The sequence below is a fragment of the Mesorhizobium sp. P160187 genome, assembly GCF_057766425.1.
On record NZ_JBYMDX010000005.1, the window covers coordinates 1064864 to 1077923 of the forward strand.

Below are 13060 nucleotides of genomic sequence, written 5' to 3' on the forward strand. Positions count from 1 at the left end.
AATGGATTGGGGACGGTGAGCAACAACGACTGGGCGCCCAAAGTGGATACACCTGTCTACAGCCCGCCCACGTCGCGTCGCCGAGGGGTCCTTACCGTCGTTCTGGTGTTGCTGGCGGCTTTTGTGCTGCTCGGGCCTGGCCGAAATTACTATGTGCAGTGGTCAGCCATTAAGAAGATTCAAGCGGCTGTCCTGGCAAAGGATTATCGCGAGCAATTCCATCAGATCTCCGTGCTGGCCGACATGGGAAATGCTGACGCACAGTACAATCTGGGATTAATGTACTGGCGTGGCCAGGGTATTGCCCAAAATGACAGGCAGGCGACCTACTGGTGGGGCAAAGCAGCCGAGCAAGGAAATGCAGATGCGGCATCCTTGCTCGCCCAGGCCTATTCCCATGGCCGAGGTGTCGAAAGAAACGACCAACTGGCGTTAAAATTTGCCACACAGTCGGCCGACAAGAGCAACGCGAATGGTTACTATGCCATCGGCACCCTGTACGCGCAGGGCCAAGGTGTTCCGCAAAGCTATGAGCAAGCTCTCTCCTGGTGGCGCAAGGCAGCCGATGGCGGCAGTACCGAAGCTGCCTACTGCATCGGTCGGTCCTATTATCTCGGTGAAGGCGTTGAGAAGGACGATCAGCTCGCCGTGACGTGGGTGCGAAAGGCGGTCGACAAGGGTGAGCCGAATGCCCAGTCTCTGTTGGGCACGCTGTATTCGCTTGGCCACGGCGTCGGTCAGGATGACCGCCTGGCCTTCGAATGGTGGATGAAGGCCGCGGTCGCCGGTGTGCCGGAAGCGCAATACTCCTTAGCAAACGCGTATGAATTGGGAAAAGGCATCGGCAAGGACGACGCCCAGTCGTTCGCCTGGTTGGTCAAGGCGGCGGAACAGGACAATGTCCGGGCGCAGTCTGCGCTGGCCTATGCCTATGCTACGGCCAAGGGCACTGCCAAAAGTGATGCCGAAGCATCATCCTGGTGGCTGAAGGCGGCGAGCCGGGGAGACGCTTATGCGCAGGCGAACCTCGGCCTGGCATATTGGACGGGCGCCGGACTGACTCAGAGCGACGCTGATGCCGTTTCGTGGTCGCTCAAGGCCGCAAAGCAGGGGGACGTTTCGTCTGAACTGTACCTGGCTGTTGCCTATGCCCGCGGCAGAGGGATAGCCAAGGATGAAAAATCCGCCGAATTCTGGTTGCTGGAGGCAGCCAAGGCGGGAAATGTCGAAGCAGAACTCAACCTTGGCAAGCTTTATTACACCGGGATCGGCGGCAAGCCGAACTATCCGGAATCTGCCAAGTGGTTTTCCACATCGGCAAGCCACGGAAATGCGGAGGCCAGGACCTTCCTCGAAATGATGAAGGAAAAAGGCCAGTTCGACAGCAAGACGCTGTGAGCTCAGGGTCAGGCAACGCCGATGACGTCGGTGAGGTCGTGTCATATAATGGACATCGGCAGCGGATACCAAAACTGTCTTTCATCAGTCAATTTCGGAGGCCACTTATGCCTGCCGGCCATCTCCCCACTTGGGGGAGATCAGCAGCGTCGCCGTCACGCCTTTCGTTTGCGGCGTGACACTCGCATCGCACGATGCGAAGACTCATTTGCCGCTGCATCTCGAGAATCCCATGCCCAACCTCCAGCTCGTCGAAGCCACGATCGCCGACCTGCGCCGGGCGCTGGAGGCCGGCACCGTCACCAGCGTCGAGCTGGTGGGCGCTTATCTCAGGCGCATCGCGCATTACGACCGCCATGGCATCGCGCTCAATGCCGTGCCGGTGCTTAACCCGGCAATGTTCGAGGAGGCGGCGGCGTCCGACCTGCGGCGGCGCAATGGTGCCACCCTCGGGCCGCTCGACGGCATCCCCTACACCGCCAAGGACAGCTATAAGGTGAAGGGCCTGACGGTGGCCGCCGGCTCGCCCGCCTTCGAGCATCTCGTCGCCAACGAGGACGCTTTCACCATTGCCAGGCTGAGGGCCGGTGGTGCTGTGCTGATCGGGCTGACCAACATGCCGCCTATGGCCAATGGCGGCATGCAGCGTGGCGTCTATGGCCGCGCCGAGAGCCCCTACAATGCCGACTATTTGACCGCCGCCTTCGCTTCCGGCTCGTCCAACGGTTCCGGCACCGCGACCGCTGCGAGCTTTGCCGCTTTCGGGCTGGGCGAGGAGACATGGTCTTCCGGCCGCGCGCCGGCGTCCAACAATGCACTTGTCGCCTACACGCCGTCGCGCGGCGTCATTTCGGTCAGGGGCAACTGGCCGCTGGTGCCGACCATGGATGTGGTGGTGCCGCACACGCGCGGCATCGCCGACATGCTGGAACTGCTCGACGTGATCGTCGCCGACGATACCGAGACGCGCGGCGATTTCTGGCGCGCGCAGCCCTGGGTCTCGATCGCGAAAAGCGCTGCTCTCGGGCCGCCAAGCTACACTACACTCGCCTTGGAGGGCTCGTTGAAAGGCAAACGCCTCGGCGTGCCGAAAATGTATATCGGCCGCGACGGCGGCGCGCCCAAACCCATCGAGACCCGCGCCCCGGTGCTCGACCTCTGGCGGCAGGCGGCGCGTGACCTGGAAAAGCTCGGCGCGGAGGTGGTCGAGGTCGATTTCCCCGTCGTCTCGAACTATGAGCGCGACCGTCCGGGCACAAAAACCATGGTCGAACGCGGGCTGGTGCCGGAAGCCTTTGCAGAGCGCGAAATCTGGGATCTCTGCATCTGGGGCTGGGACGATTTCCTGCGCGCAAATGCCGATCCGGTGGTCCCCGACCTGGCTGCGGTCGACGGCCCAAAGATTTTCCCGCAGCCGCCGGGCGCGCTGCCGGACCGCTATGGCGATGACGGTTTCGATCTGGCGGACTATGTCACACGCGCCAAACAGGGCGTGACGCCATTGCTGGATATTCCAATGCTGGCGGAAGGTCTGAAGGGATTGGAGGCGACGCGGCGCATCGACTTCGAGGACTGGCTGGACGCGAACCGGCTCGACGCCGTCGTGCTGCCGGCGGTCGCCGATGTCGGCCCGGCCGATGCCGACGTCAACGAGACCTCTGCAGCAATCGCCTGGCGCAACGGCACCTGGGTTGCCAACGGCAATCTGGTGTGGCGTCATCTCGGCATTCCGACCGTCACCGTGCCTATGGGAACGATGGCCGATATCGGCATGCCGGTCGGGCTGACCTTTGCGGGCAAGGCCTATGATGATGCGGAGTTGCTGCGGCTCGCCGGCGATTACGAGCGCGCCACCCAACGCCGCACCAGCCCGCCGCGCACGCCGGAATTGCCGGACGATGTGTTTGCGGGGCGGCCTGGTGGATTGCGGGCCAGCGATGCGCCGGCGCCGAGGCTTACGCTTGTTGCCGAGACGACGCGGCGAGGAGACCAGGCCGAGATCGCCGTGACGGTTGAACTCGATGCGGAGACCGCTGGCGTCAAGGTTCACGTCAATGGCGAACCGGTCGCTCTGCGGCGCAGCGGCACAAGCTTTCACGGTCGCATCCTGGTGCCCGCCGGCGAGCACGAAAGAATGCACAGTGTGTGGCGAGGCGCTTACGGCTCGATCGTTACGGCCGTCATACGGCTGGAGGATGGACGCACGGCTGGTGCTTACGTGGTCGCGGGTGGAATCGGGTGAGGTACATGTAATCTCCCCAAGGGGGAGATCAGCAGCTTCGCCGTCTTGACCCTCCCATCGCCCGCGTTATCTTCTCGCCATGCCAAACCTCGCTCCCCTCATCGTCATCGATCTCCAGACCAACATGTTCGACGGGCGCGTCGAGCCGCCGATCCATGATGCGCCGGGCATAGCCGAGCGTACCCGCTCATTGATCGACTGGGCACGGCGCAGCGGGCGAAAAATCGCGTTCGTGCGGCATGACGGGCCGGCCGGCGATCCGCTGGCGCCGGGCGAGCCGGGTTGGCCGGTATGGCCGGAACTCGGCCAGGCCAAGGACGAGCCGACATTCTCCAAGACCGTCCGCAACGCATTCTCGAATGCCGAGCTTGGCGCCTGGGTGGCCGGGCAGGGGGCCGGCGAAGTCGTGCTCGCCGGAGCGCAAACCGATTTCTGCATCGCCGGCACCGTCAAGGGCGCCCTGGCCGATGGCCTCGGCGTCACCGTCGTTTCCGATGCCCATTCCACGCTGGACACTGAAGGCGAAACCGCGACCGAGATCATCGCCCGGTACAATGCGGACTTCACCGATGCCGGCGTCACGCTGGTGACGACGAAGGCGCTGACGGGCGACTGAACCGCCGGCGGTTTGAAGACTGGGAGACTGCCGTGCCAACCCTGACCTTGCCGGCCGAAGGCGGATGCCGCTGCGGACGCGTGCGGCTCAAGATTTCCGCAAAACCGCTTTTGACCATGGCTTGCCATTGCACCGGCTGCCAGCGCATGTCGGCCAGCGCCTATTCACTGAGCGCCGCCATTCCCTCGGACGGCTTCGAAATCATGCAAGGCGAGCCGGTGATCGGCGGGCTGCACGGCACCTCGCGTCAGTACTTCTGCCCGTATTGCATGAGCTGGATCTTCACGCGCCCCGAAGGGCTCGACTGGTTCGTCAATCTGCGTCCGACCATGCTCGACGAGCCCGGCTGGTTCACGCCGTTCATCGAGACATGGACCAGCGAGAAGCTGCCTTGGGCAACCACGCCTGCGGTGCACAGTTACGAGGCGCTGCCGGCCTTTGAGGAATATGAGGGGCTGGTGGCGGAGTTCGGTGAAACCGCAAATCTCCCCCCTTGAGGGGGAGATGGCCGGCAGGCCAGAGGGGGTCGGTGCGACTGGGCTCGACGTCCTTGCTGCAGATGGAAGGTTGGCGCTTCACGCGCGGCGACCCCCTCTGTAGCCTTCGGCGACATCTCCCCCTCGAGGGGGGAGATAAGCCCCGCTAAAAATTTGCATCGAATCGATTGCGCAAACGTTTCGATCATCCTAAGCTCCCTTGAAATCCGCCATCAGAGCGGACGGGAAACGCATAAGGGAGGAGCGCTTGCAGGCGCTGATATGTCTTGCCGACAATGGCTGAAGTGGCGCGGCGCGCCGGTGTGTCGGTGTCGACCGTCTCGCATGTCGTCAACAACACGCGCTTCGTTTCGCTGGAAAAGGCGAGGCTGATCAACGACGCCATCGCCACGATGGGCTATCAGCCCAACGAGCTGGCGCGCTCACTGAAGGCCTCGACCACCAACAGCGTCGGCCTGGCGATCTCGGCGATCTCCAACCCTTATTTCACCGACATCATCTGCGCGGTCGAGGCCGAATGCGCGCGGCTCGGGCTGATGGTCTTCCTGTCGGACACCCAGGAAGATCCCGACCGCGAGCTGCAGGTGGTGCGCGCTTTCCATCAGCGCCGCGTCGACGGCGTCATCCTGGCCCCGTCGGGCTCGCCGCAGCGCGCCATCGATTACCTCGCCGACAAGAAGATGCCATGCGTTCTGATCGACCGTTTCGCCGACGAGCGCTTCGATCAGATCGGCGTCGAGAACGAAACGTCGATGCGCGCGCTGATCGACCATGTCGCCTCCTTCGGCCACAAGCGCATCGGCTATATCGCCGGACAGCCGGGCCTGACGACGACGCGCGAGCGCATCGAGGCGTTCCAGGCTTCGCTCGCCGCCAATGGACTTGAAAGCGTGCCGCGATATCTCTCGGCCGAGAATGTCGACACGGCGGCGGCGACCGCATCCACCCACGCCATCCTGTCGCTGCCGTCGCCACCAACCGCATTGGTCACCGGCAACAACATGACGACGATCGGAGCCGTCCGCGCCATCCGCGAAAAAGGCCTCACCATTCCGGGCGATCTGTCGCTGGCCGGCTTCGACGATTTCGAATGGGCCGATTGTTTCGAGCCGCGCCTGACGCTGGTCGCGCAGCCCTGCACCGAGATAGGCAGGCAGGCCGCGGCCCTGCTCAGCGCCCGCATCGCGGCGACCGCTTCCGCGCCGCGTTCGGTGCGGCTGCAGGCGACTCTGCGGGTGCGCGCCTCCTGCGGGAGGCCGACCCACACGAGGCTAACATGACCGCCCCGCTTCTGGTGATGACGGGCGCCGTCAAACGCTTCGGCGGCGTGCAGGCGCTGCGCGGCGTCGACTTCGACCTGAAGGCCGGCGAAATCCACGCGCTGCTCGGCGAAAACGGCGCCGGCAAGTCGACGCTGATGAACCTTTTGTCGGGCGTCTACACGCCGGACGAAGGCACCATCGAGATCGACGGCAAACCCGTGCGTTTCAACAACCCGCGTGAGGCGCAAGCGGCCGGCATCGCCACCATCTTCCAGGAGCTCGACCTGGTGCCGTCGCTGGATGTCGCGGCCAACCTGTTCCTCGGCCGCGAATTGATGCGTCCGGGCGGCTTCCTCGACGTGCCGGCAATGCGCCGCGAGGCCAAGAAGCGGCTGGAAGCCATCGAGATCGCCATCGATCCGTCCGCCATGGTGGCGGACCTGTCGATCGGCCAGCGCCAGGTGGTGGCGATCGTCAAGGCGCTGTCCTACGCCTCGCGCGTGCTGATCATGGACGAGCCGACGGCCGCACTTACCGTCGGCGAAGTCGAGCGGCTGTTCGACATCATGAGAAAACTCGCAGCCACCGGCGTCGGCATCGTCTATATCTCGCATCGGCTGGAGGAAGTGCCAGGGATTGCCGACCGGGTGACGGTGATGCGCGACGGCCGCGTCGCCGGCATCACCGAGCCGCACGCGCCGCAGGCGGAGCTGGTGCGGCTGCTGGTCGGGCGTCCGCTGGACGAACTCTATCCCCAACGCGCCAAAGCGGCGGGCAAGCCGCTGCTCAGCCTGAGGAACGCCAGCTTCAAGCTCGCCCGCGGCAGCGCCGGCTGGCAGGCGCCGCAAGGTGTTTCGCTCGATGTCCATGAAGGCGAGATCGTCGGCCTGGCCGGCATTATGGGGGCAGGGCGCACCGAACTGCTCTCCGCGCTATACGGCACCGGCCTGTCCGGCCGCTGGGAGGGCGAGGTCGCCATATCGGGCAAGCCGGTGAAACTGGATTCGATCAGTGCTGCCCGCCACGCCGGCATCGCCTTCGTCACCGACGATCGCCGGGGCTCGGGCCTGATGCTGCGCATGGCGGTCGGCCTCAATCTGGTGATGTCGGTCATATCCAGAATCTCGCCGAACTGGCTGGTCTCGCCGCGCCGCCAGGCCGAGGCGGTGAAGGAATCCTTCGGTCAGTTCGACATCCGGCCGAAGAACCCTGATATCGCCGTCGGCGCACTGTCCGGCGGCAACCAGCAGAAGGTGGTGCTGGCAAAAGAAATCCTCGGCAACCCCCGCCTGTTGCTGCTCGACGAGCCGACGCGCGGCGTCGATGTCGGTGCCAAGGGCGAGATCTACCAGCGGCTCAGGGCACTCGCCGCGCAAGGGCTCGGCATTCTGGTGGCGTCCAGCGAGATGCCGGAACTGATCGGTCTGTGCGACCGCATCGTGGTGCTGCGCCAGGGGCGCAATGTGGCGGAATTTTTGGGCGGCGTCGACGAGCACACGGTGCTGGCCGCGGCTAACGGCAGGGAGGCCTGATGTCTCAGGACAACAACCCAGTGGCAGCGAGCCCGGTGATGGCGGCGCCTCAAAAGCATCGCGACCCGCTGGCGCTCATCGTGCGCTTCCAGAGCCTGATCGGCCTGGTGCTGGTGGCGATCGGCGGCATCATCTTCTCGCCGCGCCGCCACGGCGAAATCCTGTTCCTCAACCCCGACAACATCGCCAACATCGTGCGCGCCGTGTCGGAGACCGGCATCATCGCCATCGGCATGACCTTCGTCATCATCACGGCCGGCATCGACCTGTCGGTCGGCGCGGTGCTTGGCCTGTCCAGCGTCGTCACCGCCTCGATGATGATCTCCGGCGGCTTCGGCCTGATCCCCACCATCCTCGCCGTGCTCGCTTTGGGCATCTTCTTCGGCGCCATCCAGGGCACCATCTCCACCCGCTTTCGGCTGGAACCGTTCATCGTCACGCTGGCCGGCCTGCAGGCCGCGCGCGGGCTGGCGCTGGTCGTCTCCGGCAATCAGTACATCAACATTTCCTATGGCGAAGGGCCGGGCCTGGCGCCGCCGGTGTTCGCCGTGCTGGGCGAGCGGCTGTTCAACAACACCGTGCCGGTGGCGACGCTTGTGTTCGTCGTCTTTGCCGCGATCGCCACCATCGTGCTCAACACCACGCGCTTCGGCCGCTATGTCTTTGCCGTCGGCGGCAATGAGCGCGCCGCGCGCATATCCGGCGTGCCGGTGTCGATGGTGAAGATCTCGGTCTACGCCATCACCGGCTTTGCCGCCGCCCTTGCCGGCATCGTCCATGCCGGCCAGTTCAATTTCGGCAGCGCCAATGACGGCATGGGCTATGAGCTGACGGCCATCGCCGCCGTGGTCATCGGCGGCACCAGCCTGTTCGGCGGCGCCGGCTCCATGGTCGGCACCGTTGCCGGCACCATCATGCTGGGCGCGCTCGCCAACATCCTGCAGCTCAACAACATCACGCCCGCCATGCAGCTGCTCGCGACCGCCGCGATCATCGTCCTGGCGGCAGTGCTTCAATCCCTCGTTCGCCGCCGCGAGGGGTTGGGTCGTTAGTGCATGTCGCGCAAAAGGTTTTGCGATGACGACATGCACAAACAAACAAGGAGGAGACGGCAACACGTGAACGTCAAACCAAGGTCTGGCCCCCCGGCCGGACGAGGAGGAGAGTGAGTTATGAAAACGACACTAAGAGGATCGACCCTCAAGGCCGTGCTGCTGGCAGGCGCCGGCCTGTGCATTGCAGGCTCCGCTTACGCCGCCGAGCCGCTGGTGAAAGCCTGCGCCAAGGACGGCCAGTTCGTCATCGGTTTTTCGCAGGCCAACAATGCCGAGCCCTACCGCCAGCACGTCAATGACGAGCTGGAGGCGGCGGCCAAGGAAGTGCCTGGCTTCACGCTGCAGATCGCCGACGGCGCCGGCAACGTCAACACGCAGACCTCGCAGGTCGACAATTTCATCACCCAGAAGGTCGATATCCTTTTGATCTCGCCCTTCGAGGCCGCACCGCTGACGCCGGCGGTGAAGCGCGCCATGGATGCCGGCATCCCGGTCATCGAGCTTGACCGCAAGACGGTCGGCGACCCGGGCAAGGACTACACCGCCTTCATCGGCGGCGACAATTTCAAGATCGCCGAGGAAGCCGGAAAGTACACCGCCAAGACCCTGCTGCCCGATGGCGGCGAGGCGGCCGTGCTGCAAGGCCTGCCGAGCTCGACGCCGGCGGTGGAGCGCCTCAACGGCTTCAAGGAAGGCGTGAAAGGCAACCCGAAGGTCCAGATCGTCGCCGAGCAGGCCGCCGACTGGGTGCCGGACAAGGCGCAGGTCGCCTTCGCCGCCATGCTGCAGGCGCACCCCGACATCAAGGTGCTCTACGCCTCCAATGACATGATGGCCGCCGGCGCGCTGCTCGCCGCCAAGGGCGCGGGCAAGGACGTCAAGATCATCGGCACCGATGGCCTGCCGGGCCCGGCCGGCGGCATCGAAGCCGTGGCCAAGGGCGACTGGGTCGCAACCTTCACCTACCCGACGGGCGCCAAGGAAGCGATCGAGATGTCGAAAAAGATCCTGCTCGATTGCGCCACCGAGGTGGACAAGACGGTGACGGTGGAAACCACCGCGATCACGGCCGAGAATGCCAAGCAGCTGATGGGGAAGTGAGGGGGCTACGCTCAGCACTGAGGTTGAAAGCAAGGCCCCAGGAGGGGCCTTGTTGCGTTGCGGCGAGCTACGGGTGAATGGCCGCTGCCGGCCTTCAGATCAATGCCATCGCTACCCGTAAGCGGACGTTGGTCTGCTTTAAACCGTAAGTTGCGGCTGCGCCGGGGATCGTGATGTTGCCGAATCCGCGCTCGTCGAGATTGCCGGCAGAACGTGATGCGTCGTTAATCACTCAATGTCTGCTGCGATGAACCAATCGTTGATCTCCCGCAATTCCGCACGCGCCTCTTCGAATCTACCCTGTGACCGCAATAGCTTTGCCAGACTATTGGTCGCCTGCAACTCCCAACTCCTAGCGCGCTGCTGCCGCGCAAAGGCAATAGCCTCGCGGAAAGAAGCCTCTGCCGCTCTGTCTCCGACTCCATTTGCAAGTTCGATCTCGCCGCGAATGCGAAGCAAGGCAGCTGTAAAGTAATGCTCGCCAATCTTTTCGGCCTCGCGCAGACCTTTCTCGACGGTCTCTGCCGCTATATCGAATTGTCCAGAGTTAATGAAAGCTTTGGCCAGTAAGCCTAAATAACACGATTTGTCGACTTCCTGATCTTCAAGGTCACTCTCGGTCAATGCCATCATATGGCTTCCCACCAGACTGTCATCGAGGCTTGATGCAGCCAAGCCACCAAAAAAGCGCGCCACCCGTGTCCAGAGGTTGAAACCGTTTTCCTGCGCTAATGGCAGAAGTTCATCCGCCAGCCGAGCGATATCCCTGCTCTCTTCGCGGAAGGCGAACAACACACACCCGTTTCCCAAGCAGGCGGCCAAGCGATAGGCGGATTGCTGCCGAACGGTCGCCTCCGCCTCGAGGTAGAGTTTCAGCGCTTGACGGCGATACCCCAGAATATGCAAGGTCCACGAAAGGTAGATCATGGCCATACTCGGAAAGTCGCTGCCGACCTCGTCTGCACTGCCCTTGTGGCTGAGAGCGCGCTCAAGATATTGCCGAGCCTCCGCCAACTCACCCTGACAGAACAGACTCATGCCCTTAAACTGCAGACCTATAACGAGCGCGTTTAGGTAGCCGCCCTCCTCGCCGACTCGAATTAATTCATCACTGGCCGCGAGGGCCTTACCAAACTGGCCCGAGTTGAAATGGGTACCGAAAAGCCCGTCGAGTGCCCTAATCGTCGCCTCCAGTTCGCCAAGCTTCCCGCTCAGCGCTATGGCCCGCTGATACGCGGCACTGCCTTCGCCCGTCACGTAGCCGAGCGCAGCGTACAGAACGTCGCCCAGTTCCAGTTCGAAGCGAAGCAACCTGCGGCTACGATCGTCGGAGTCAGGCAAGAGTTTCGCTGCTTCAAGCCCTTTCCTGAAGATACGCACTGCGTCAACTTTCGCCCAAGTCTTGGCGGCCTTCAGCCCTGCCTGCAGCCAGTAGTCAGCGGCGCGATCGAACAGACCGGCGTCGGCGAAATGCTCAGCGAGCACTTCGGGATAGGCAAAGCCCGCGTTGGGGTCGCGCAGCTCGATCCATTCGGCAATCGATTTGTGAATCTGTTGCGCACGTTCGTGCAGCATCGTGCCTCTAGCGGCCTGCTGGAGCAGCACGTGGGTGAACGAAAAGCCTGCTCCGGCCGTCCCTCGCTCGGCTACGATCAGCCCTGTGCGCATCAGCTCACCAACCGCAGCGCGCAACTCCGCTTCAGGCCAATCACAAATTTCGCGCAGCATGTCGAAATCGAATTCGCGGCCGATCGCCGCCGCGACCTGCGCGACTTCCTTGGCGGTCCCCAGCCTGTCGAGACGGGCAAGCAACGAGAACTGCAGAGAGTTTGGAATGTTGTTCGTGAGTGACAGACGCTTGGGCTGCGATACGTCTAGGCGCAACCCTGTTTCGACCACGCTTCGAGTAAGCTCTTCGATATAGAGCGGGACGCCTTCACCGCGATCGAGCACCGCTGCTACGTCAGCAGCGAGCGCATTCGGACTAATGTCATGGACAATCGCTTCAGCGTCCGCTCGGCTGAGCGCTTCAAGCCTGATATGGTGCCCGTCAGGGCCGTCGACCCATGGAACGCTTGCGTTGTTCCTGCTCGACACAAGCAAGAGGGCGGGTGTCGAAGCCAGGCTGGCGACGATTTTTTCGAGAAGGTCGCGCGAGGTCGCATCGGCCCATTGCTCATCCTCGAACAAGATCAGGATCGGGGTAGTTCGCGCCAAATAACTGACCAGATCGATGAATGCTTGCTCGGCAATGTTGCGCTGTCGTTCGGCACTTGTCCCTTCAAGCCTGTCCGGCATTGTCGTCGGCATCCCGAGCAGGCCTGAGAAGATCGCCAGCGCGATGTCGCTGGACACCGAGCCTATCGACAATCCGTTGCGGAGCTTTCGAAGCTTTTCTTCCGTTGAGTCACCGTCCTCGATCGTTGCAATCCTCTGCAACTCTGCGAGGAATGGATAAAGGGTGCTGTTCTCAAAGGTCGGAGAACATTGCATGGTCAGTTGCGGAAAGCTGCGCAGACGCTGCTGGATTTCGTTGAGCAACCGGGACTTGCCGATTCCCGACTCCCCCGAGACCAACACTGCATTGCCACGCCTGTCGCGCACGACAGTCTCCCAGTGCTCCATCAGCAGTCGCAATTCGGCGTTGCGGCCGCACAGCTTGGTCATACGCGCCCGCTTTGCAAAGCGGGTCGGCACCATGCGCGCCCTTTGCACCTGCCAAACCTGGACTGGCGCGGCGAATCCCTTCAGCTCATGTTTGCCGAACCCGGTGAAATCAACCGCGCCGCTTGCGGCCTCGAAGGTCGCCGCGTCGACAAGGATCGTATTCGGCTTGGCCAGTACCTGCAGCCGTGCCGCTAGATGCGCGACGTGACCGAAGGCGACGGTGGATACACCGCTCGGTGCGCCGACGAACTCACCCACCACGACTTGGCCGCTCGCGATACCCATCCTCACTTGCAACGGATATCCCAGATTTGCGGAGATGGTGGCCACCGCATCAACGATCTCGAGCGCGGCCAGCACCGCGAACTCGCTGTCGTCCTCACCAGCTGTTGGATAGCCGAAATAGGCCTGAATAGCATCGCCGATGTAACTAGCCGTCACGCCCTTGCGGCGCCGGACGACGCTGCTGCAGGTCTGTAGAAAGCTCTCAATCAGGTGTTGGAAATCCTCGGGATCCAGGCGGTCGGCATATTCGGTTGACCCCACCATGTCGCAGAACAGGATGGTGAGATAACGCCGTTCCGCAACAGGTTTCGCCGGATTGCCGGGCAAAATGGGGCTAGCCAATGGAACCGGCGTGGTCACGCTCCGGGACCCTCCTTAGTGCGGCGACCATGTAGCACCCAGTCA

General features: G+C 63.1%; 10 protein-coding genes. 8 read left to right on the forward strand and 2 right to left on the reverse strand.

Annotation, left to right across the window (positions count from 1 at the left end):
• Positions 1-15: 15 nt before the first annotated feature.
• The 8 genes from AC3CCE_RS29945 to AC3CCE_RS29980 all read left to right on the forward strand — a co-directional run bounded on the left by AC3CCE_RS29945 (position 16) and on the right by AC3CCE_RS29980 (position 9703).
• Positions 16-1398 carry a tetratricopeptide repeat protein gene (locus AC3CCE_RS29945; protein WP_352510852.1) on the forward strand — a complete coding sequence of 461 codons (1383 nt, stop codon included), beginning with the start codon at positions 16-18 and terminating at the stop codon, positions 1396-1398.
• Positions 1399-1630: 232 nt separating this feature from the next.
• The gene (locus AC3CCE_RS29950) at positions 1631-3640 is read left to right on the forward strand and encodes an amidase (RefSeq protein ID WP_352510851.1); all 2010 of its coding nucleotides are present in this window, start codon (positions 1631-1633) and stop codon (positions 3638-3640) included.
• Between the two features lie 79 nt (positions 3641-3719).
• Positions 3720-4256 (forward strand): isochorismatase family protein, encoded by a 537-nt coding sequence (locus AC3CCE_RS29955; protein ID WP_352510850.1) that lies wholly within the window; start codon positions 3720-3722, stop codon positions 4254-4256.
• 32 nt (positions 4257-4288) lie between these two features.
• On the forward strand, positions 4289-4753 hold the full coding sequence (locus AC3CCE_RS29960; protein ID WP_352625859.1) for a GFA family protein: 465 nt from the start codon (positions 4289-4291) through the stop codon (positions 4751-4753).
• A 266-nt stretch (positions 4754-5019) separates the two neighbouring features.
• Positions 5020-6033 carry a LacI family DNA-binding transcriptional regulator gene (locus tag AC3CCE_RS29965; protein WP_352510848.1) on the forward strand — a complete coding sequence of 338 codons (1014 nt, stop codon included), beginning with the start codon at positions 5020-5022 and terminating at the stop codon, positions 6031-6033.
• On the forward strand, positions 6030-7547 hold the full coding sequence (locus tag AC3CCE_RS29970) for a sugar ABC transporter ATP-binding protein (RefSeq protein WP_352510847.1): 1518 nt from the start codon (positions 6030-6032) through the stop codon (positions 7545-7547). Before AC3CCE_RS29965 ends, AC3CCE_RS29970 begins: the two co-directional genes overlap by 4 nt.
• Positions 7547-8599, forward strand: a complete 1053-nt coding sequence (locus AC3CCE_RS29975; protein ID WP_023735417.1) for an ABC transporter permease — start codon at positions 7547-7549, stop codon at positions 8597-8599. Before AC3CCE_RS29970 ends, AC3CCE_RS29975 begins: the two co-directional genes overlap by 1 nt.
• A gap of 120 nt (positions 8600-8719) precedes the next feature.
• Positions 8720-9703 carry a substrate-binding domain-containing protein gene (locus tag AC3CCE_RS29980; protein WP_023689831.1) on the forward strand — a complete coding sequence of 328 codons (984 nt, stop codon included), beginning with the start codon at positions 8720-8722 and terminating at the stop codon, positions 9701-9703.
• 94 nt (positions 9704-9797) lie between these two features.
• Here AC3CCE_RS29980 and AC3CCE_RS29985 read toward each other — a convergent pair whose 3' ends face one another.
• Complete coding sequence (locus AC3CCE_RS29985; RefSeq protein WP_155921578.1) at positions 9798-9935, reverse strand: hypothetical protein; 138 nt, start codon at positions 9933-9935, stop codon at positions 9798-9800.
• Complete coding sequence (locus AC3CCE_RS29990; RefSeq protein ID WP_155921577.1) at positions 9932-13015, reverse strand: ATP-binding protein; 3084 nt, start codon at positions 13013-13015, stop codon at positions 9932-9934. The genes AC3CCE_RS29985 and AC3CCE_RS29990 overlap by 4 nt, the downstream gene beginning before the upstream one ends.
• Between the last annotated feature and the right edge of the window lie 45 nt (positions 13016-13060).